Genomic DNA, 22,907 nt, shown 5'->3' on the forward strand with positions numbered 1-22,907 from the left:
AAAAATTAATTTGCTGCGTTTTGTATTTGTGAATAGTCGAAAATTATTAGCTGTTCTGGCTATAATATTTCTGTTCTAAGGATTTAATTTATTTTACTAATACTCTATTATTTAATTAAAAAACGACGCATGAAAAGATCAATTTTATTTCTAGCAATGTCCTTTGTATCCGTATTTACCATAATGAGTTGTGACGACGATGATGATAATAATACAACCACGGAGGAAAGTATTACCATAGCTATTTCAGGATTGGAAGATTTGGGGGAAGATTTTGTGTATGAGGGCTGGTTACTCGTAGGGGGAACTCCGGTTAGTGCAGGTACATTTACGGTAGACAGTACTGGTGCACTGTCAAAAACCACTTTCGAAAACACCATAGAGAATATCAATGACGCTACCGCTTATATAGTGACGATTGAGCCTGCACAGGATACCGATACCTTGCCGACCAGTACTCATATTTTAGCTGGTGATTTTTCCAATGATGTTGCCACACTTACTGTAGGTCATAGCGCAGCCTTGGGCAATGACTTTACATCTGCTACTGGCGGCTATATATTAGCTACGCCGACTGATGGGAATACGGACACTAATGAAGAGAGTGGGATATGGTGGTTAGATCCCAATGCTGGACCAGCAGCCACACTTACTTTGCCTACTTTGCCCGAGGGTTGGAATTATGAAGGATGGGTAGTGATCGATGGTATTCCTGTAACTACAGGGACATTTAAAACCAATGCAGGTGCCGATGATTCAGCACCATATAGTAGTATGACGGCCGACGGACCTCCGTTTCCAGGTGAGGATTTTTTAGAGAATGCACCTGATGGGATTACATTTCCTGTAGATTTAAAAGGTAAAACTGCGGTGATTTCTGTTGAACCTTCACCGGATAATAGTGCTGCTCCATTTACATTGAAACCATTATTGGGTCCTATTGCAGCCGACGCTGCAGTAAGAACGGTTTACGATATGAATAATAATGCAGCAGGCAGTAATCCGACAGGAACGGTAATGCGATAGATTGAGGCCTTGATGGGCAACTAATCAATTATAGAGAGAAATGTAAACGGAAGCGAAAACGGTGATGGTTTATCGGTTGGTAATTTTGATAATGACTTATGGTTTCAACAATAGGAAATTAATCAAAACTTGATATGAAAAATAAAAAAAATACCTACTTTCGAGGTAAACATTTCATATACTGAAACATTGTACATTGAAATCATTCATTAAATACAAAAACGAAAATTAATTATGGCTTTCAAACTTCCAGAATTACCTTATGCTTTTGATGCTTTAGAACCAAATATTGACGCAAAAACCATGGAAATTCACCACGGTAAACATCATGCTGGTTATACCAATAATTTAAATGCAGCTATTGAGGGAACGGATTTAGCTGATGCTTCCATCGAAGACATCCTTGCTAAAGTCGATCAATTGCCTGCTGCTGTGAGAAATAATGGTGGTGGTTTTTACAATCACTCTTTGTTTTGGGAAATATTGTCACCAAACGGTGGTGGACAGCCAAGCGGTGAATTAGCAGATGCCATCAACGAAGCTTTTGGTTCGTTTGAGGATTTTAAATCGGCTTTTAGCAAAGCTGCCGGTACTAGATTTGGATCTGGTTGGGCATGGTTATGTGTAAATAAAGGCGGAAAAGTATCTGTGTGTTCTACACCGAATCAAGACAATCCATTGATGCCTGTTACTGAATGTGACGGAACACCAATTTTGGGATTGGATGTATGGGAACACGCTTACTATTTGAATTATCAAAACAGAAGACCTGATTACATTGCAGCATTTTTCAATGTGATTAATTGGGAAGTAGTTGCCGCAAAATATGCAGCAGCGAAGTAATTCTTTCTAAAATGATACAAAAGGGATGATTTTTTATAAAGTCATCCCTTTTTTTATGTGATAGATGGAGGATACAGTTTTGGGTTTCGTGTTGTCGTCATTGTGTTTGGCCCGTATATCCTATGGAGTCACCACTGAGTCAGGCTAGGTATAAGAATTGTGAAGATCTCCACTGTGTTGTGACGAGACTGCATTAAAATTGACAGCATAGTGATTAAAGTTTTACCGTCCTCTTTGCATTATTATTTAAATAAGGGTTTGCCCTTTTTCCATTTCTCAATATAGTTTTCAATCACATCCATGGCTTCATCATCTTGAAGGGCTAAATTGTCCCGCTTTTTTATTTTGCTTTCCTCGGTTCTATTGTATCGTATTATGGGTTGATCATCGGAGACGGCCAATACATTTTGCGATACTAAATTTTCCTCGGCCTTGTGAAATCGCAATGGAGATTTGGCAATATTGTATATTATATTTCCCGAAACCAATACATCCTTGGTCCCCTCGTCCAAAAACATTCCATTGCTCTCTGCTCTACCGGCGTTAAGGGTCACATCGTGAATGAGATTATTGGTCAATTGACTTCCGGGCTGCAATCCCAAAGAATAGATCCCCCCGCCATCACTCAGGGTTTTCATAATATGATGAATGTGATTGCGGTCGATGATATTGTCTCTACAAGGCGTAGGTACTGGAGACCACATCCAACCAATGGAAATTCCAGTATAGGGGAGATCCCATAATGTATTGTTGACGATCTTGGTCTCAGCGCTTAGACCAACCCATATACCTACAGCGCCATAAAACTGAACCCCGCAATTACTGATTTCGCACTGGTCTATTGTATTTTTATTGGCTACCTCATCGGGTTGGACTTTCCACCAACTCTCTTGATCTATGAGTCGATCCTGTCCTTCTCCGACCATGATGCCATTGCCTGAAATATCGCTAAATGTAGAGGTTGTTACCGAACAATTTTCACTGCCCGTACCCAGCCATAGACCGGATCCCCCTAATTTGTCAAACTTACATTTGTCAAAACTGCAATATTTGCCCCACTCTACAAAAACCGCAGGACTAACCACATTCCAGCCCTGGGCATTGGCCGATCGTTTGTCGTAATGACAAGCTTGGATACCTGCATACCCCAAATCTGGACTGTCCCATCTGCAATGCTCAAAATGAATGCCCTCCACACTAATATTTCGGATGGGTTGGTCTTTCTGGCCTTTTAAAATGAGGAGTTGTTTGAGATGAGGAATAATTATGTCGGTATTGTTGGGATCTTGATTTTCGGGCATTTGAATATATATTTCTCCTTTGTCCTCATTGATATACCATTCATAATCGATGTCGATTAAGTCGTATGCATTTTCGAGATAATACCGAGGTTGTTTTTCCCAGTGATCGATTTTGAAAAAATCTAAATTTTTGGCCCCCATATGATCCACGGTAGATAAATTGTGGCTTGTGTAATTGATTTCCTCAACCGGAATTCGGGAAATAGACCAATCGTGTAACAACACTACTTCCAAGCCAGGAATGGAATCTAATTGGGGGAAGTCATTGGGTTTGAAATAAAAATTGCTGCGCTGGTCCGAACCTGCGGAATCGATGCGCAAATATTCTGCATTGGGGTAGCGACTTCTAGTAGCTCGCAGATCATTTACGAATAATTCTCGAATTTTACCCCCTGCAACCACTTGTTTTGGCAGTGCGGCCTTCCATATATTTTGATCGTATTGCTGCCAATCGATTACTTTTATCCCACCGGAAATTCTAGCATGGGCTTTTCGATAGGCTTTAATATTGACCTTGGTGTTGCCGATGTCAGAAGAAGTCAACTCTAGAGGTTCAGAAAGATAATGTCTACCTTCTAATAAATACATCGTCACCTCAGCAGGTGATTCTGTTTGAATTATTTTAATAATTTTTTCTGTGGCTTGATTTATCGAAGAGAAGGGCTGGGACTTACTTCCCGTTTCCAATTGAGATCCAGTTGGGGAAACATAAATTTTCTGGGATTGAAGATTGGGGGAATAAATCATTAGCATTATTCCCATCCATAAAAAGGAAAGTTTCAGGCGAGTATTTTTCATTTGACAGTTGGCGACTGTGGTATGCATAACTTAAGGTTTTCGAAGTAAGATAATTATTTTGCATCATTCATTAAAGCCCTATGTCATTGTTCTCGATATAAAATATAATTGTATTTTTGGTGTTTTTACTCTATTCATTGTTTAAATATCGATCGAAATGTCATCTAGACGAAATTTTATTAGAAATCTTAGTGTGGGACTACCCGCTTCCATTATAGCAGGTGAAGTTGCAGCAAATAATTATAATCCTCAGGTACTAAAAAGTCAAGACAAAGATGAGGCTTATTGGTCGGCAGTAAGATCGGCGTTTCCTTTGACTAAGAATAGAGTGTATCTCAATAATGGCACATTTGGCCCCTCGCCCTATCCAGTGATGGAGACCATCCAAAAAATGCTGTGGGATTATAATGAACGTGGAGAATATGGTCATACCTCGGAATATCGTGAAAAAATAGCCCAGTATGTCAAGGTAAAGTCGGAGGAAATATCCCTTACTCACAATACCACAGAAGGCATCAATGTCGTGGTGTGGGGACTGCCTTTGAAACGAGGAGATGAAGTCATTATTACCAAACAAGAACACGTAGGCAATGCCTTGCCATGGTTAAATAGAGCCAAACTCGACGGTATTGTGCTAAAGACCATTGACTTGGGTCAGACAGCTGCTGAAAATTTACAAATTATCGAAGATGCGATTACGTCCAAGACCAGGGTTATCGCTATTCCACATATTTCTTGTACCTATGGATTGGTACTGCCGATTAAAGAGATATCGGCTATGGCAAGGTCTAAAGGTATATTTACTGCTGTAGATGGCGCCCATGGTTCGGGAACATTTGATCTCGATCTTCGAGATTTGGGATGCGATACTTATTCGACTAGTTGTCATAAATGGATGTTGGGTCCCAATGGAACTGGGTTTTTATATGTTAGAGAAGAATTATTGGATACCATTCAGGCCTACTGGGTAGGGAGTTATTCCGATACGGGATGGGATTTGCAGAACAATCCGCCTTCTATGAAAGGTTATGTGGCTACAGCTCACAGATATGATTTTGGTTCCCAGAGTGCACCTTTGTATGCTGGCGTGGATGCGGCCATCGATTTTATGATGACCATTGGACAAAAGGATGTAGAGGCTCGGGTGAGGGAATTGTCTTCACATCTTCAACGTGGGTTATTGGCATTGGACAATAAGGTAGAGATGATTACTCCAGTGGAGGATGAGTCTAAGATTTGTATGATTGGTTTCCGTCCCCGCAATATGGATTATTTGGCCTTTAATAAGTTGGCTCAGAAAAACCATTTCAGGATCCGGGTTGTGCCAGAAGGAGGATTGAACAGTATTCGAATCTCTACACATATATATAATAGCAAGGCGCAGATCGATGATTTCTTAGCCATGGTCGAGCAGGAGGCATAGGGGATTTTTGGTAGTTATATCAAATGAATTTACAATGGTCGGATATAATTCGATTAATATATGTAGAGACGCAATGCCTTGCGTCTCCTAACACCACCTATTTGAGACGCAAACCCACCCGGAGCACAGTGGCTCCGGTTCCTTCTGGCTTACCCACCCGAAACACGGAGGTTTTCGGCTAAATATCCTCGGCACAGTGGCTAAATACCTATCGAATTACATTGCAGTCACGCCTCGGCACAGTGGCCTCGGTTCCTTCATCCAATTGATATTTAATCAATTGGGTTGCACTTCGTGCAACTGCATTCAGTCATGTTCGGTCATCATTCTGGCAACTTTACTCAGTTATTCAAAGTTAATCTTTGAACCTGAACACTAAAAAAAATATAATGATAATAGTAATACCTGGATAGGGTTGATTAATCTGTCTATTTTACTTGAGAACTTCTGCTGTGGATGAATAAAAATTTACCGTGTCGCCTTTGTTGCTTTCGTATATAAAGTCACGTAAACTTTTACTTTCGTACAAGGAAAAATCACCTACAATAACTAGTTGTAAACCATAATTCGAAAATTTTTGTAGAATCTCTCCTGCAAGACCAGTTCTTAGTTCAAAAAAATCGGGATGGAAATTTTTCTGATGAAGAACAACCTTATCAAAACCATTATAATAAATATTGCCCAATAAGTCTAATCCATCTGTTGCGTTGTTGATGATGGTTTCTTCTGAGCTTACTTCGGCAATTTTAGTTTTTCCTATTTCATGGGTTTTGATAATCATCGGATTGGTTTTGGTCGGTGTTTGTGTTTAGTACAACAATTATATGGACTCTATTGAAGATAACTATTTACTTGAACTATTTTATTTATATAGGGCTTAAAAAAAATTACGCCATTGCGCAACTCATTTTATTTGAGGATGGCAATGGCGTAAAAGATTTATAAATTAACTTACTCCCTGTATTTTAACTAGCTTTAACGGGGCAGCCAATGGCTTTGGTGAAGTTGGGGTTGGGCTTTGCACCGTTTTCTAATGCTTCAATAGCGTTTTTAACATAATTCATTTTTACATTGTCGGCTGATTTGGCATTGTCGTCTATAGTGCCTATGTATTGAACTTTGCGTTCACTGTCCAACAAAAACACATGAGGAGTTCTTACTGCTCCGTATTTCGGGAAAATTTCATGATTGGTGTCTGCTAAATAAGGATAGGGGAAGTTTTTTTCTTCCGCTCTTTTACGCATCGCTTCAAAACTTTCTTTATCGTTGTCTTCGCTTACATTAGGGTTGATCGTAATCACGGGATAACCTTTTGCTGCATAAGTATTGTGCAATTCAATCAATCGATCTTCGTACATTTTAGCAAAGGGACATTCATTGCATGTAAATACAACTATATAACCTTTCGCTTCTTTAAATGTGGATAAAGACACCATACTGCCGTCTACATTTTTTAATTCAAAATCTGCAGCGGTTTCTCCCAATTTATAACCTCCAATCTCTTCAAGGGTTTTTGTTTGTTCTGGATTGTGACCTCCTCTTGGCGGTCCTTTTCGCTCTCCGTCCTGTCTCGGTCCATGTTCTGGTCTGTCATTTTCCTGTTGATTATTTTGAGCGTTGCCGTTGTTACTACAAGAAGTCATTACGCCGGTAATTAAAATGGCGAATACTAGAAATTTAGTGATTATCTGCATAATTAATTGTTTTATAAATTTGATTTTCTAAATCTAGAAGGCTTTTAAAATTGCCTTCATAATACGAACGAGTTTTATTATTGTGAATAATGGTAAAAGGCAGTGCCCCAGACCAATTGGGATCGATCTTGTCTATCCAACCATTGGCATCTGCGTCGTCTAAAAGCACAACTTTGGAAGTAATTCCTTTTTCTTTTAGAAAGGGTTTTAGTTCAGTTTCAATGTCTTGGGGAAAATCAAGGCTGACGAGTAGGATGTCGACATTGGGATTGTTTTTTTGATATTCTTGAATGATGGGTAATTCTTCAACACAAGGTGCACACCACATAGCCCAAAAATTGACGATGTGGGTTTTATCTGAATCGGTATATAAATATGGTTCTAATTCTTCAAAATTAAAAACGGGAATACTATCTGTTGTGGTCTTGGTTATAGGTGTATTTACTTTATTTTCATTGTCTACACAACTCATGTTAAATATGGAGCAAGTAAAAAGGATAATTAAAACGCTTATCTGTTTTATCATATTTTAAAAATACTTTTGATATAGGGATTAGAGATACTTTTACCCCAAAGGTTTAAATGGTTTTTAAAAATCAATTCATTTTTTTATTAATGATTTAGCTATAACCTAATTCCAGCCTAAATAGTATGTTGCGATTAAAATTTTTGTGTTTATTGAAATAATTTGTCTAAATCTCATTTTTTTGATATAAAACTGGATGTTTTAGTCAATTTTATGTCTTTTAGATGGTTTTTTGGTATTTTTTCTCTTGGGAATAGGGATTGTATTATTTATGTAGATAGAGTAGTCGATCACTTTCAGTGGTTTATGGATTTTTTTATATTGAATTATTACCTATAGAATACTAAGTCAATATATTTGTTTTAAATTATAAATATTTCATTGTGTTATTTTAGATGCCCTTAATTCATTGAATGGTTTTATTACCGTGGAGGTAATGATAAAAACCGTTTTAAAATAATTTTCCAATCTTATAGGATTTGATATTTGATGGAATTTATTGGTTGGAAAACTTTAGCAGAGGATTGTCATGGATTTTATTAATGTCAAGATGGAGCCAATGACTGAGAACCTGACGATTTACGGTGCAGTCACGCCTCGGCATGGTAGATGACACTATCGAATTATGTTGCAGTCACGCCTCGACGTAGAGACGCAATGCCTTGCGTCTCCTATCACCACCTATTTGAGACACGAGGCTCACCCACCCGGAGCACAGTGGCTAAAAACCTATCGAATTACGTTGCAGTCACGCCTCGACGTAGAGACGCAATGCCTTGCGTCTTCCAACATAGATTTTAATTAATGCCAAGCCAGAGCACAGTGGCTCCGGCTCCCTCGACTTGGCTCACCCACCCGGAGCACAGTGGCTCCGGCTCCCTCGACTTGGCCAACCCACCCGGAGCACAGTGGCTCCGGTTCCCTCGACTTGGCTCACCCACCCGGAGCACAGTGGCTCCGGCTCCCTCATCCGATGGACATTAAGTCCATCGGGTTGCTCTATTGAGCAACTTCATTCGGTCGTTATTCAAAGTCGGGATAGAGAAGGTATTTTTTTCTCATTTTTTTGTATTCCGATAATTCCTCAGTCCAACTATTTTCAATCTCCTCTGCCGTCCAGCCTTTTTTGATTTTTTCTTGCAAACTCGCATTTCCTGCCAACTTATTGAAAAACTCTGATCGAACGATAAATTTATCTTTGAAATCGGATTTTTGATAAAAATCCACAAAATACTTCATGGTAAAAGTAAAGGTCTTGGGATCAATGGACCTTAAATCAATTCCATAACAGGTCTTTCCTTTTTGTTCCACATGGGCGGCCATCCCTTCTCTTACTCCTGGGGTGAAAGTGAATTCGCCAAATCGAGGATCAGCATAACCAATGACCTGAAAGGGAAAATCAGTGCCTCTACCTACGCTGATATCAGTACCCTCAAACAAACACAGCGAAGGGTAAAGTCGAATGGATAGATAGTTGGGTAAGCTGGGTGAAGGAATTACTGGCGGTTCGTATAGGGTGGAATGGTCGTAATTCTCAACTGGGATAATGGTGATGTCACAAGTCTTGCCATTGTTTAACCAACCTTCACCATTGATCATGGTGGCAAGCTCTCCTACAGTGAGTCCATGAACCATCGCTATTTTGTGATAACTGACCGTAGATTTGTATTTGTCATCTTTTCGAACAGGTCCAGCCACTTGGTCTCCATTGGGATTGGGTCTGTCTAATATCAAGAGCGGTGTTCCCTGATTTACACATAGTTGCATCAATCGATGCATAGAAGTGATATAGGTGTAGAATCGAGCCCCTACATCCTGTAAGTCATAGATCATTATATCCACTGACCCCACTATCGAGTCCGCTTTGACATTTTTGCCGTAAAGGGTATGAAGGGCGATTCCTGTTTTGGAGTCAATATCGTTATCTACTTTTTCTCCTCGTTCTATTTTTCCTCTGAATCCGTGCTCTGGAGCAAAGGCAAATCGCACATCAATACCGTTCGCTATTAATACATCTACCAGATGTTCTTGACCCACAACTGAGGTTTGATTACCCAAAATACCTACTTTCTTGCCCTTGAGTAAGGGCAGATATTTGGATAATTGATCCGCACCTGGAATGACTTCCTTTACCGCGGAAATCGTCGTGGAATCTGTATCGTTCTTGCTATCTTGTGGGGCTGTGGAAGCCTGGCATCCAATCACAAATAGCATAAAAATCAATGACAAACAACGGGTATATATATTTATTAGCATAGGGATTGTTTTCTTAATATAGTCAATGAAAATGTAAAATCAAGATACAAATTTAATGCATTTGTCTATATTAATCGAGGATTGTCTTTACTTGTCATTAATATTACTAAATTATGTCAATATCAATGAATGTAACTGGGGGATTGAGGACAAGCATCAAATTTTTTTCTTTATCATAGCCAATTTCGAGGAATCCACCTACAATTGTATATTTTTGCATTTTTAAAAATCTCTTGACATCGAATATTAAAAGTATAAAATGGACGATCAATTTAAAAAGATAATCTCTCACGCTAAAGAATATGGATTTGTTTACCCTTCAAGTGAAATTTATGAAGGACTAAGTGCGGTGTATGATTATGGCCCCATGGGTGTTGAACTAAAGAATAATATTAAGTCTTATTGGTGGAAATCTATGGTGCAAATGCACGACAATATTGTGGGATTGGATGCCGCCATATTTATGCATCCTAAAACATGGAAAGCCTCTGGTCACGTAGATGCTTTTAATGATCCGATGATCGATAATAAGGATTCCAATAAGCGATACAGAGCCGATGTATTGGTAGAGGACCATATTGCCAAAATAGAAGCCAAAGTCAATAAAGAAGTAGCTAAAGCTGCCAAAAGATTTGGTGATAGCTTTGATGAAGCACAATATAAGTCGACCAATCCTCGGGTAATGGGGTATTTGGATAAAATGCAGGGAATTCAAGATCGACTCAATGAGGCTATGAAGGCAGGTGATATGACTGCTATGAAAACATTGATTGAAGATGAAGGAATCGTTTGTCCTATTTCAGGAACTAAAAATTGGACTGAAGTCAGACAATTCAATCTAATGTTTTCCACTCAATTGGGGAATATTGCCGGTGAAGAAACCGCTTTATACCTTCGTCCTGAGACCGCCCAGGGAATATTTGTCAATTTCCTTAATGTCCAAAAGACTACGAGACAGAAAATTCCATTTGGAATTGCCCAAATAGGTAAGGCTTTTAGAAATGAAATTGTAGCTAGACAATTTATTTTTAGAATGCGTGAATTTGAACAGATGGAAATGCAGTTTTTTATTCAGCCTGGAACAGAGATGAAATGGTATGAATACTGGAAAGAAACCCGAATGAAATGGCATCGATCTTTGGGAACTCCTGAGTCACATCTCCGTTTTCACAAGCACGAAAATTTGGCTCACTATGCCAATGCTGCCGCCGATATAGAATTTCAGTTTCCATTTGGATTTAAAGAATTAGAAGGTATTCATTCAAGAACTGATTTTGACTTGGGCAGTCATCAAGAATTGTCAGGAAAGAAATTGCAGTATTTTGATCCCGAACTCAATGAAAATTATGTGCCATATGTATTAGAGACTTCCATAGGTTGTGATCGAATGTTTTTGGCAATGTTGTCGGAATCATTACAAGAAGAAGTAGTTCCGGATTCAAAAGGGAATGAAACTACTCGTACTGTTATGAAATTACATCCCGTATTGGCACCAGTTAAAGCTGCTATTTTGCCTTTGGTTAAAAACAAACCGGCTTTGACCGAGCATGCCAAAAAGATTTTTGACGAACTCAAGCTATATACCAACTGTCAGTACGATGAGAAAGATGCCATCGGAAGAAGATATCGAAGACAGGATGCCATCGGTACCCCGTATTGTATAACAGTAGATTTTGAGACCATTGAAGACGATGGCAAGGTAACCTTAAGGGACAGAGATTCATTGGAACAAAAGAGAGTGACTGTCGCCGAAGCCAAAGCCATTATTCTTGAAAATTGCAGTGAGGCGAGTTTGTTGGGATAATCATAGAGTTATTAATATAGGTTGTATTACATTAAATAATATGGAATGAATATGAAACGAATTGCAATTTCTGTCTTGATGGTTATTCAATTTATGATGACTCCTTTATGGGGACAAAATGAAACCATTACACTTTGGGAGAAAGATCAATTGGTCATTTCAAAAGATTATGAGGGTGAAATACACGATACAACCGATTTGATTAGAATCCGAAAGGTGACCAATCCCATTATGGATGTTTATTTGCCATCGATCAAAAATCGGAAAAAATTGGCCGTTGTTATTTGTCCTGGTGGGGGATATCGGCATTTGGCTTGGAATTCGGAAGGTGGTGATTTCGCAAAGTTGTTGAATGCTCAAGGAATCACCGCCATCGTGCTTAAATATCGCCTACCCTACGAAGTAGACGGAGTGATCGATGACACCATGCCATTGCGCGATGCACTTAGGGCTATTCAAATAACTCGCTCTAATGCCGATAAATGGAATATTTCTGGCACTAAAGTCGGAATAATGGGGTTTTCTGCAGGAGGTCATTTGGCTGTGTCTGCAGGTGTACATTATGTGGATCAGGACAAACTTCAAGGCTTGGACGAAATCAATCAACCTTCTAGACCGGATTTTCTGGGATTAATCTATCCGGTAGTATCCTTTAGCAAGTCTTATGCACATAGCGGGTCTAGAAACAATCTTTTGGGTAAGAATGCTAGTCAGGAAAAAATGGATTATCATTCTGCCGAAAAACACGTAACAGAGGATACGCCTCCTACTTTTTTCTTACACGCCAGTGATGATAAAAGTGTACCAGTTAGCCACAGTATAGATTTTTACCAAGAGTTGATTGCAAATAATGTTTCTGCTGAAATGCATATTTACCCAAAAGGGGGCCATGGTTTCGGTCTGGGATTTAAGGACGAGCATTTACAGAAATGGCCCAATTTATTGGTTGAATGGATGTTGTTACAAGAATAGTATTTTCAATATCAATTCATTTTCGTATTAAACACTCATTAGAAACCCCGTTCATGGAAGGTGATCTAATACCTAATGCGTTTTTAATATATACAGGTGTTACATATTGAATCCGTAGTTAACCTAGACTATATCTGTACAATGATGAATACTTTTTTAGTTATAAGCCTTGATCATAGATAAATAGTTTTGAAAAAAATGGATTGAGTTGGTTTCTCGCTACGATTTTTAATAAATTACGTGAAAATTGAAATAACTAAATAGATTAAAACACTTCCTATGAAATTGAAACAAATAATATTTTTGACTCTTGTATGTTTTCAATGGAATAATTATCAACTTATGGCTCAAAATGAAACCATAGAAATATGGGAGAAAGATCAACTCATCGTACCTCCAGGGTATGAAGATGAGGTGCACGAAATCAATGATATACTCAGAGTAAGCAAAGTGACCAATCCTATTATGGATGTTTATTTGCCCTCTAAGAAAAATAGAAAAGACCTAGCCATGATTATCTGTCCAGGGGGTGGATATAGAATTTTGGCCTATGAATGGGAAGGTGGTGATTTTGCGAAATTGCTGAACGCCCAAGGCATTACTGCGATTGTGTTAAAATATCGACTGCCGTTTGAACACAATGGAAAGATAGATGACACCATGCCTATGCGCGATGCTTTAAAAGCCATTCAAATCACCAGAAAAGAAGCAGAAAGATGGGGGATGAATAACCCTAAAGTCGGAATAATGGGCTTTTCGGCAGGTGGACATGTTGCTTCTTCGGCAGGGGTGCATTATGTAGATCAAGACAAATTGGAAGGACTAGATGAAATCGACCAACCTTCTAGACCGGATTTTTTGGGATTGATTTATCCTGTTGTTTCTTTTAGTAAGGAATATTCTCACATTGGTTCGAGAAATAATTTATTGGGCGAGAATGCAAGTGATGAAAAAATAGATTACTATTCAGGAGAAGAACACGTAACAGCGGATACCCCGCCGACCTTTCTTATGCATGCCAGTGATGATAAAGGAGTTCCCGTTTCGAATAGTATAAAATTTTATGAGGCTTTGATTGCTAATAATGTGCCGGCAGAAATGCATATTTATCCTCGAGGAGGCCATGGTTTTGGATTGGGTTTTAATGACAAACATCTTCAACAATGGCCCAATTTGTTAGTTAATTGGGTATTAGATCAACAATAATTTTTAGATTTTAAAAACATAAGAAATGACGGATTCATCGAAGCTCCCGGGCAATCCAGCCTTGGTTACATCGGATTCTATTCTTCACGAAATTGCAAGCCAAGAACAGGGTGATTACACTTATTCTGTAGAAGATTTTTTTAAGACGCCTTTACAGTCTGGTTATACCATTTCACCTGATGGGCAGTATTTGGCTTATTTGAGTCCTTACCAACAGCGTAAAAATATTTTTATAAAGAATATTTCAGACAACAGTATTGTTCAGATTACTTTTGAGGAGGATAGGGATATTAGTGGTTATTTTTGGGCGAACAATCAGCGGATTATCTACCTTAAGGATACTGGAGGAGATGAAAATTTTAAGTTGTTCGGCGTCAATAAAGATGGGAAAGAACCAATTGATCTAACTCCTTATGATAAAGTTACGGTACAGATCATTGATGATTTAGAAGATCACGAAGATTTTATCATTATTGGAATGAATAAAAACAATCCTCAGTTGTTTGATCCTTATCGATTGAATATCCACACGGGGGAATTGGTTCAATTGGCGGAGAATGATCCAACGGCGCCTATTGGAAGTTGGATGACGGATCACGAAGGATTGTTGAGATTGGCGATTCGTACGGAGAATGGGACAGAGACGGTTATCATGTATCGCAAGACGGAGTCAGATGATTTTCAAGATGTGATAAAAACCGATTTTACCGAGGAATTGGAGCCTGCCTTTTTTGATTTCAATGAACCACATATCGTTTATGCTTTATCCAATTTGGGCCGCGATAAGAAGGTGATGGTAAAGTATGATCTAGAAGCTGGATGCGAAATGGGCCAGCCTATATTCCAACACGAAGATGTCGATTTGGGAGGCATTCATTATTCCAGAAAGAGAAAGGTATTAACGGCAGTGTCTTATGTGTCAGATAAACGATATAGACATTTTTTTGATGCTGAAATGGAGGCCTTGTTTCAGATGTTAGAAGAGCAATTACCTGGACGAGAGATCAGTATCGTAGATTCGGATAAGGAGGAAGAAACATTCTTAATCAGAACCTATACCGATCGGAGTTTGGGTAGTTATTATATGTATAGCAAGGTCGATCAACGACTACAGAAAATGGCCGATGTCAGTCCTTGGTTGTCCGAGGAGGAAATGTCGAATATGGAAGCGATAACTTACACTTCTAGAGATGGCCTTGAAATCAATGGTTATTTAACCTTGCCTCAAAACCATGTTGCCGGGAAGACGCCTTTTATCGTATTGCCTCATGGTGGACCCTGGGTGAGAGATGTTTGGGGGTATCATCCTGAGGTACAATTGTTTGCATCGAGGGGCTATGGTGTATTGCAGATGAATTACAGAGGTTCTACTGGATATGGTAAGGATTTTTGGCGAGCTTCATTTAAGGAATGGGGGAGAAAGATGCAAGATGATATTACCGATGGAGTAGCTTGGTTGATTGATGAAAATTTAGCTGACCCCAAAAAGGTTGCGATATATGGTGGTAGTTACGGAGGATATGCTACACTGGCTGGTGTGACTTTTACACCTGATTTGTATGCCTGTGCTATTGATTATGTAGGAGTGTCGAACCTATTTACTTTTATGACAACCATCCCCCCGTATTGGGAGCCTTTTTTGGCCATGATGTACGAGATGGTCGGTCATCCAGAAAAAGATGAGGAAAGAATGCGTGGTGCTTCTCCGATTTTCCATGTGGACAAAATAAAAGCGCCCTTGTTGGTTATTCAGGGAGCTAATGATCCGAGGGTGAATATTGATGAATCTGATCAGATTGTATCTGAATTAAGAGGTATTGGTGTAGATGTACCTTATATGGTGAAGTACAACGAAGGGCATGGATTTCGCAATGAGGAAAACCGATTTGAGGTGTATAAAGTGATGTTGGGATTTTTGGCCAAGTATTTAAAGTAGAAGGTCGGTCGTTGACTCCCCATCAATAGAAACATGGACAATACTGATAAATTAGAGCCAGGAGGTAGCAATCTTGGCTTTTTTGTAAAGTTTAGTTGTCTATTGAAATAGATTACATTGGTATCAAAGTTGTAAAATTTTCCATTTATAAATAATACGATTTCCGTTAATGATAAACATAATTCGCATAAGATTTGAATATTTACCTATTCCCTTATGGCAATAACTCTTTGGGATTGACCGATAAATCCAAAAATACCAAAACCGGACTCAAAATTTGAGTACACTTGATGGGGATCGGCCACTCCATCGTCAAAGGTAGAGTGAAATTCACTAACGGACTCAAGAAAAGTAATGACATCACTTGAAGGTTTGTTTAATATAAAATAAGTGGTATCTCGGTGGAGATCTAAAACATGGGTTAAGGTCGAAGGGATTTTGGTATCCGTATTGGATATGATGTCAGAAAAAGAAATCTTATTATTATAGTCACCATCTTTATTAACTTCTGTAATTAAGTATTCTCCTTTTACGTCCCTGTTGGTCCAATTAAAAGCAACAATATCTCTGTTGACTAAGATGGAGTCGATCCGTATGGATCCTTCATAGAGCTGAGGCTTGGATCGAAATTCGTCGGAGCCTTTTATTTTTACACCAAGGGAATATATTTTACCTTCAATGGGTTGATAGAGGATGTCTGTTTTGTCAGTCTGGGACTGCGAATTTGTATACACGGCTTGTTCTCCTTCATATAGGGTAATATATTCGATGTCAAATGAAATACTCTGTCCATTGTCGGCCCGCTTAGTAGGAGTGATTAAGATTTCCCAACCATGTTTGGAATAATGGATGACCTCAATGTAAGGGAAGGACAATCCAGGGGGGTGCGCTAGTTCGAGGGTAATGGTTTCTAGGCAGGATGTAAGGGTGGTCAGACCCAGCAATGATATAATATATATAACTTTCATAGTAAGCGGTGGATTTTAAAATTAATGTAGGGTAGGGCTTGAAATAAAACTTCTCCTTTTATTGCGAAATATTCTCCGCCTTCTAAGAAAACATCGGGATACACAACAATGGGATTCTTCTTGCTGTAGGCGTTGTACACTCCAAATTTGATGGCAAAATTGTAGACTTTATTGATCTGTTTATTCCAAACGGCACCTAAGTCCAATCGATGGTAGGGGGGAAGTTCAATGTTGTTTCTCTGGTTAAACAGGAAAAAGTTTCGAACTAGATTGGAATTTTCGACATAGGCAACCGGAAAGGAAAACCTTTGACCAGAGTTGAAGACAAAATTACTGGATAAGGACCAGCGCTCCGACAATCGATATATCGCATTGAGACCAATATTGTGTTCGCGTTGAAATTTAAAAGGAAATTCTTTGCCGTCAAAGACATCATCGAATTGACGAAATGATTTCGTCCAAGTATAGGTTGTATGTAGCTGTATTTTATCCCCAAGTATTGTTTCGGCTGTGGTTTCTATTCCATAGGCTCGGCCACGTCCATTGTAATTCAGGTATTTTTCAGGTTCAAAAAAAAGCTCAAAGCCGGTGGCAGAATTTTGTGCACTGATCAAATGATTGTAAAATTTATAAAACCCATCAATACTCCAATTGATTTTATTATTGAATATCGGTTTGATTAATCCCAGGGACAATAATTTGGAACTTTGAGGTTTTGTATTTTTATTGGTTGACTGCCAAATAGCCATGGGTTGTCTTTCGTTGTTGCCCAGCACCAAAGGGTGTAAATATTGATGGTGTAGATTGGCGCTTGCTTTGAAAGTGATGTCTTTCCAGCTGTAAAATATTGCAAGACGCGGTTCGAGGCGCAGGTAAGTGGAGTTAGAGATTGCTGTAGTTATCCGCAGTCCTAGGTTACTTCGGATATTTTTGCTAAGCTTACCGTCAATGTTGCTAAATAATGATATCTGAGTTAGGTGTTGATTAGATTGAGTTAGTCGATTGGAAGATTGAGTTTTTTCATTACCAAATTGGGATAGGTATGAGGTCGACAGTTGACCTGGGGCTAGAGTATGTAATATAGTTTCAACCCCATTGATCCATCGAAAATTGTTGTTTAAAAGTCTATCCAGATTGATGCGGGCGTAAATATCTTGAATTTGGGCCGAGAAATTATTTTCTGTTAAATTAGAGAGTTGGTCAAAGGCAAATCCAAAGCCATTATAGATATCACTTTTATTGGAGGTATAGCCAAGGTGGGCCGTTAGGAAAGATTTTTTGTCAATGGCATTGGAATACCGAAGGGATAGTACAGCATTGGAAATGTTTTGTTTTTCAAGATCAGACTTTGTTTCCATTACCGTGGATGGAGGGCGGTATTTTCCTGTCCTAAGGTGGTCTCGGCCATAGAAATAGGAGAGTTCTATTTTGCTTTTATCATCAATTTCCATATTGGCTTTTACATTGAGATCGTAAAAATAATAGTTGACAGCTCCCTCTTCTTTTCTCAGCTCATTGATCAAGGGAATGATATAGAAGGCACGAGACGATATAATAATGGAAGATTTTTTCTTTTTAAACAGGGGGCCTTCGATGGAGGCATCGCTATCGATAAGTCCAAAGTCGCCATTAAATTCCCATCTATTGCTGTTGCCATTTTTGGTTTCGATGGCGGTAAAAGAAGAAAGTCGACCACCGTATTGACTGGGTACATGGCCTTTGTAAAAATTGGCTTTTTTGATGATGTTGCCGTTGAAAATAGAGCTCAATCCCAATAAATGTCCCGTATTGTACATGGGGATGCCGTCCAAGTAATATTGATTTTCGTATAATCCTCCACCTCGCACCGATATCTGAGCGAAACCTTCAACCCCTGTGGTGACCCCGGATTGCAGGGCTAGGTATTTGATGATATCTGCTTCGCCCAACATCAGCGAAGCATTGGCTAGGTCACTTGATTCAATGGTTTGAGCACCGGGCAATTGATCTTTATGAGTTTTAAATTTTTGGTCGTAAATCACTTTTAGCGTTTCCAATTCATGAACCTTCATCAGAAAATTGATCACAGAGTCATTGTCAGGGTTGAGTTTTATGGATTGTGGTTCAAACCCCACATGCGATACGGTAAGTGTTATTGGTTGGTCGGCTTTTAAACTTAAACTAAAATACCCATGGGCGTTGGTGGTGGTATATTGGTTTTGTGTTTGGATGACAGCATCTATAATTACTTCATTGTTGGTGAAGTCTTTCACATAGCCGCTGATGGTGAGGGATTGGCCGCAGAGGCTTGACGCAGTAAAAAGTAAAAGGAGCCACACTGTAGTTATCTGTTTTAAAGCCATGGTCTGTTATTTCTTTGATGGTTAAAAAGCTGCTGTATGACTCATTATTGAAGGCATACACTAGCTTATGAAAAACCTGTGTCAATCCTTAAACAAATTCCGTCTGAGGACAAGGGAGTAAAACATATTCTTGGAGGATACCAGTTTTTTATCCATCATTTTCTTGAATTCATCGTCGAAGGTGTAGTAATCTTTATCAAAAAGAAGCAAGTTCTTTTTATCGGCATTATTATTATAAAAGGTAGAAAAACTGTGGTTTGCGAAAAATCCAATGTACCAATTATCAAAGAGTTGAAGTTGAACTCCTAATCGACTTCCCAATTCTAGCTTTCTGAATTCCGCTTCTTCAGTATATCCTGGAATACTTACTACCGTACCTGGAGTGATAAACCATTCATTGATTCCGTACTCTAAGACTGATGTTTTATTCATTCCAATATAAAGCCCTCCATAGATGCTGAGTCGCTTAGTTAAATTATAGGATGCCAATACCGGCAGGGTAATCTGATGGTAACGGTACTTAAAGGTCACATCGTAATTGGGAATGGGTACTCCATTTTCGCCCCCCTTATTGTGGTATTCGAGGCCAGTACTTAGGCCCCATTTACTTCGGCGGATGAGGTCGGTGTACAGTCCCACTTCGTAGCCAAGGATGCGACTTTTTTCGTATTCGGTAAGGTAACTGTACAGACCGCCAGCACTTAGGCTGACTCTGCGATCTAGCTTTTGTGCGGATATAGATGTAGTCATAGACAACACTAAAATGATCGGAAAAATTTTATTCAACTTCATGATTTTTATTTTTTTGTGTTGTAATGGTTGTTTTCGATTAATGGCAGTCGAAACCAATTCAGTTTTTAATACTGTCGATATAAAGTGGAAGGTTGATAAAGTTAAGTCTAGTAAGATGTTGAGTAAGAGGTCTTATGTTTATATCGTTTTTCAAAAGTCATTTATTTAAATTTTGAGTTTTATAAAAAGCTATAGCATGGATAATTATTGAAAGCAAACAATAGTTATTGAAAAGTCGTATTAATACTTAAACAAATTCCGTCTGAGGACAAGGGAGTAAAACATATTTTTAGCCGACTTTAATTTGTCGTCCATCATCTGCTTAAATTCTTGATCAAAATATAAGTTATCATCATTTTGAAGAAAAAGAAAGTTGACTCTGGATTTCTTACGGTAGATAGAATTAAAAGCATGGTTGGCATAGAAGCCCAGAAACCAGTTATTAAACAATTGAAATTGTAATCCCAAACGGCTACCAACCTCTAATTTTTTAAGTTCTTCTGATCGCAAATCGAGAAAGTCTTTATAGTCTGGAGGGTTTGCACCAAATGACCATTCATTTACATGATATTCAAAATAAGAAGGGCTGTTATAGCCCATATAAAGGCCTCCATGAATGCTGAGTCGCTTAGTTAATTTATAGGATGCCAATACCGGTAGGGTGATTTGATGGTATCGGTACTTAAAGGTCACATCGTAATTGGGAATAGGCACACCATTTTCTCCACCTTTATTGTGGTATTCGAGGCCAGTACTTAGACCCCATTTACTTCGACGGATTATGTCGGTGTACAGTCCCACTTCGTAACCGAGGATACGACTTTTTTCGTATTCGCTAAGGTAGCTGAAGAGGCCACCCGCATTAAGGCTGACTCTATGATCTAGCTTTTGTGCTGATATAGATGTTGCCAAGGTCAATAATAATATGATTGGAAAAATTCTATTCATTTTCATGTATTCAATGTTTTCGGTGTAATCACTGAGAGTATTGGTCTACCTCCATAATGCCGATCTGGTGATAAGGTAAGTAATCCAATGATCCATAGGTAGTTACTATTCATAAATATCAGATTCTATTGTTGTTAAAAAAGCTACTGTATGACTCAATATTGAAGGCATACAGTAGCTTATGAAAAATCTGTGTCAATACTTAAATAAATTTCGTTTCAATGTAATGGAATAAAAAATATTCTTGGCTGACACTAATTTGTCGTCCATCATCTGCTTAAATTCTTGATCAAAATCTAAGTAATCATCATTCTGAAGAAAAAGAATGTGAAATCTAGAGTTTTTACGGTAAATAGAATTAAAAGCATGGTTGGCATAGAAGCCCAGATACCAGTTGTCAAACAACTGAAACTGTAGTCCTATTCGACTGCCTACTTCCAACTTTTTGAGTTCATCTGATCGAAAATCTATAAAGTCCTTATAGTCTGGAGGACTGGCCCCAAATGACCATTCATTTACCCCATACTCAAAGTAAGTAGGGCTGTTATAGCCCATATAAAGGCCTCCATAAATACTGAGACGTTTGAATAAATTGTAGTTAAGCAGTAATGGTAGGGTGATTTGATGGTATCGGTACTTGAAGTCGACATCGTAATTGGGAATAGGCACTCCATTTTCGCCCCCCTTATTGTGGTATTCGAGGCCAGTACTTAGGCCCCATTTACTTCGACGGATGAGGTCGGTGTACAGTCCCACTTTGTAGCCCAGGATGCGACTTTTTTCGTATTCGGTGAGGTAGCTATACAGACCGACAGCACTTAGGCTGACTCTGCGATCTAGCTTTTGTGCGGATAATGATGTAGTCAATGACAACATTAAGATGATCGGAAAAAATCTATTCATTTTCATGGACTCAATGGTTTTGGTGAAATAATTTTTTCAATGAATGTCAGTCGAAACCGATCCAGGTTTTAATATCTCCTCCCTGTTTAAAAGTTTATATTAAATACTGTATATCCTCCTGTCATTGAAGGATATAGATCTAGGGGCATTTGGTATAAGTCATTGTGTGTCTTTTATTTGACTACTTTGAGCATTCTATTTAACAGGTGTCAGCATCTTCCAAAATTTTAAAATCAGTAGTAAATGAAATACTGGGTTTATATGTATATCAATGACTTTTTCATTAACAGGTAGTTGTAAGGAAAGGGCATGTTAATTCCGTTTAATAGGGATGGTTCTTGATTCACCATTAATACCAAATGAATTACTACAATTTTCTATCGATTCATTTGGAGTAATAATTTATTAATGATCCTTACTTTATTCATTAATATGGTTGAGTTTCAGGAATAATCCCATCGATTATTTTTAATATCTAGATTGGCTATCGAATGATCTAGAATTTCGACTACAGATCTAGCTTTAACTTATTTGGGGTTGTTATTAGAGAAAATTAAAACAATGAAATCCCTGGATTCTATAATGGATCAGAGAAATGAAACAATTTTCTATTAATTGGGGGTGGAGCTTTCCTAAAGCTAATATTATTTTTCAATAATCAAAAATATTGCATAAGAAAAGTTGATTTTATTCCCTCTTGATAGAATCCGGAACTTGTGACTTCTCATAAGAGGTAGAGTATTCAAAATTGCGATCTTTATATAATTTCATATATAAGTAGTCATCTAGTTTTACAATCAATTTAATGATACTTCAACCGATCCATTCGATTTATTCATCGAACTTAGGGCAATATCTATTTAAGTTCAATCCAAAAATTTAAGGAGAGAATGGAATAATGCAAATGATTCTAATTCTTTTGGGGAAGAAAATCATTCACATTGAGTTTTTGATGGAGTTAAGGGGGGGTGTGAGTGTGGAATGAGTTTGGAGTGGATATAATTAGTTATTTAGTGGATAATGTCTAAATAGGTTCGTGGTCTATGACGAACCATGCGCTCCAATAAATGATCGAAGATTTCAGCCTTCATTTTATTGCGATTAAAACGATAGCAAAATTCGTCCAAATAATACTGCAATAATTCGGCATGGTGATGAGTGCCTCTCAA

General features: G+C 38.4%; 17 protein-coding genes and 1 pseudogene. 7 read left to right on the top strand and 11 right to left on the bottom strand.

The annotated features are described in order from the left end of the window. Positions 1-129 precede the first annotated feature (129 nt). On the top strand, positions 130-1,026 hold the full coding sequence (locus LVD51_RS16025) for an anti-sigma factor (RefSeq protein ID WP_236972373.1): 897 nt from the start codon (positions 130-132) through the stop codon (positions 1,024-1,026). A 234-nt stretch (positions 1,027-1,260) separates the two neighbouring features. After that, entirely contained in the window at positions 1,261-1,869 is a 609-nt protein-coding gene (locus LVD51_RS16030; RefSeq protein WP_236972374.1) for a superoxide dismutase, read from the top strand. A gap of 242 nt (positions 1,870-2,111) precedes the next feature. On the opposite strand, the gene LVD51_RS16035 is transcribed toward LVD51_RS16030, so the two are convergent. Then, positions 2,112-3,995 (bottom strand): right-handed parallel beta-helix repeat-containing protein, encoded by a 1,884-nt coding sequence (locus tag LVD51_RS16035; RefSeq protein ID WP_236972375.1) that lies wholly within the window; start codon positions 3,993-3,995, stop codon positions 2,112-2,114. A gap of 130 nt (positions 3,996-4,125) precedes the next feature. On the opposite strand from LVD51_RS16035, the gene LVD51_RS16040 reads away from it, so the two are divergent. Continuing rightward, positions 4,126-5,391: an aminotransferase class V-fold PLP-dependent enzyme gene (locus LVD51_RS16040; protein WP_236972376.1), complete on the top strand. Its 1,266-nt coding sequence runs from the start codon at positions 4,126-4,128 to the stop codon at positions 5,389-5,391. 433 nt (positions 5,392-5,824) lie between these two features. On the opposite strand, the gene LVD51_RS16045 is transcribed toward LVD51_RS16040, so the two are convergent. The 4 genes from LVD51_RS16045 to LVD51_RS16060 all read right to left on the bottom strand — a co-directional run bounded on the left by LVD51_RS16045 (position 5,825) and on the right by LVD51_RS16060 (position 9,867). Next, the gene (locus LVD51_RS16045) at positions 5,825-6,172 is read right to left on the bottom strand and encodes a DUF4180 domain-containing protein (RefSeq protein WP_236972377.1); all 348 of its coding nucleotides are present in this window, start codon (positions 6,170-6,172) and stop codon (positions 5,825-5,827) included. A gap of 184 nt (positions 6,173-6,356) precedes the next feature. After that, complete coding sequence (locus LVD51_RS16050) at positions 6,357-7,085, bottom strand: thioredoxin family protein (RefSeq protein WP_236972378.1); 729 nt, start codon at positions 7,083-7,085, stop codon at positions 6,357-6,359. Then, positions 7,069-7,611 (bottom strand): TlpA family protein disulfide reductase, encoded by a 543-nt coding sequence (locus LVD51_RS16055; RefSeq protein WP_236972379.1) that lies wholly within the window; start codon positions 7,609-7,611, stop codon positions 7,069-7,071. The genes LVD51_RS16050 and LVD51_RS16055 overlap by 17 nt, the downstream gene beginning before the upstream one ends. Positions 7,612-8,634: 1,023 nt before the next feature. Then, on the bottom strand, positions 8,635-9,867 hold the full coding sequence (locus tag LVD51_RS16060) for an exo-beta-N-acetylmuramidase NamZ family protein (protein ID WP_236972380.1): 1,233 nt from the start codon (positions 9,865-9,867) through the stop codon (positions 8,635-8,637). A gap of 259 nt (positions 9,868-10,126) precedes the next feature. Between LVD51_RS16060 and LVD51_RS16065 the strand changes: the two genes are divergently transcribed. From LVD51_RS16065 to LVD51_RS16080, 4 genes are all read left to right on the top strand, one after another. Further along, a complete protein-coding gene (locus LVD51_RS16065; protein WP_236972381.1) occupies positions 10,127-11,671 on the top strand; it encodes a glycine--tRNA ligase in 1,545 nt (514 codons plus the stop codon). A gap of 51 nt (positions 11,672-11,722) precedes the next feature. Continuing rightward, entirely contained in the window at positions 11,723-12,643 is a 921-nt protein-coding gene (locus tag LVD51_RS16070; protein WP_236972382.1) for an alpha/beta hydrolase, read from the top strand. Positions 12,644-12,922: 279 nt separating this feature from the next. After that, a complete protein-coding gene (locus LVD51_RS16075; protein WP_236972383.1) occupies positions 12,923-13,849 on the top strand; it encodes an alpha/beta hydrolase in 927 nt (308 codons plus the stop codon). A 25-nt stretch (positions 13,850-13,874) separates the two neighbouring features. Then, positions 13,875-15,785, top strand: a complete 1,911-nt coding sequence (locus tag LVD51_RS16080; protein ID WP_236972384.1) for a S9 family peptidase — start codon at positions 13,875-13,877, stop codon at positions 15,783-15,785. A gap of 206 nt (positions 15,786-15,991) precedes the next feature. Here LVD51_RS16080 and LVD51_RS16085 read toward each other — a convergent pair whose 3' ends face one another. From LVD51_RS16085 to LVD51_RS16110, 6 genes and pseudogenes are all read right to left on the bottom strand, one after another. Then, complete coding sequence (locus LVD51_RS16085) at positions 15,992-16,753, bottom strand: hypothetical protein (protein WP_236972385.1); 762 nt, start codon at positions 16,751-16,753, stop codon at positions 15,992-15,994. Beyond that, positions 16,750-19,095: a TonB-dependent receptor gene (locus LVD51_RS16090; protein WP_236972386.1), complete on the bottom strand. Its 2,346-nt coding sequence runs from the start codon at positions 19,093-19,095 to the stop codon at positions 16,750-16,752. Before LVD51_RS16090 ends, LVD51_RS16085 begins: the two co-directional genes overlap by 4 nt. Positions 19,096-19,176: 81 nt before the next feature. Next, complete coding sequence (locus tag LVD51_RS16095; RefSeq protein ID WP_236972387.1) at positions 19,177-19,887, bottom strand: outer membrane beta-barrel protein; 711 nt, start codon at positions 19,885-19,887, stop codon at positions 19,177-19,179. A gap of 240 nt (positions 19,888-20,127) precedes the next feature. Next, positions 20,128-20,835, bottom strand: coding sequence for an outer membrane beta-barrel protein (locus LVD51_RS16100; RefSeq protein ID WP_236972388.1), 708 nt, complete (start codon positions 20,833-20,835; stop codon positions 20,128-20,130). Between the two features lie 195 nt (positions 20,836-21,030). Next, positions 21,031-21,744: a porin family protein gene (locus LVD51_RS16105; RefSeq protein WP_236972389.1), complete on the bottom strand. Its 714-nt coding sequence runs from the start codon at positions 21,742-21,744 to the stop codon at positions 21,031-21,033. Positions 21,745-22,748: 1,004 nt separating this feature from the next. Continuing rightward, positions 22,749-22,907 (bottom strand): annotated as a pseudogene (locus LVD51_RS16110) (IS1595-like element ISBaba1 family transposase); the annotation flags it as partial.

Origin of the sequence: Membranihabitans marinus (assembly GCF_021729155.1) — a bacterium.
Classification (GTDB): domain Bacteria; phylum Bacteroidota; class Bacteroidia; order Chitinophagales; family Saprospiraceae; genus Membranihabitans; species Membranihabitans marinus.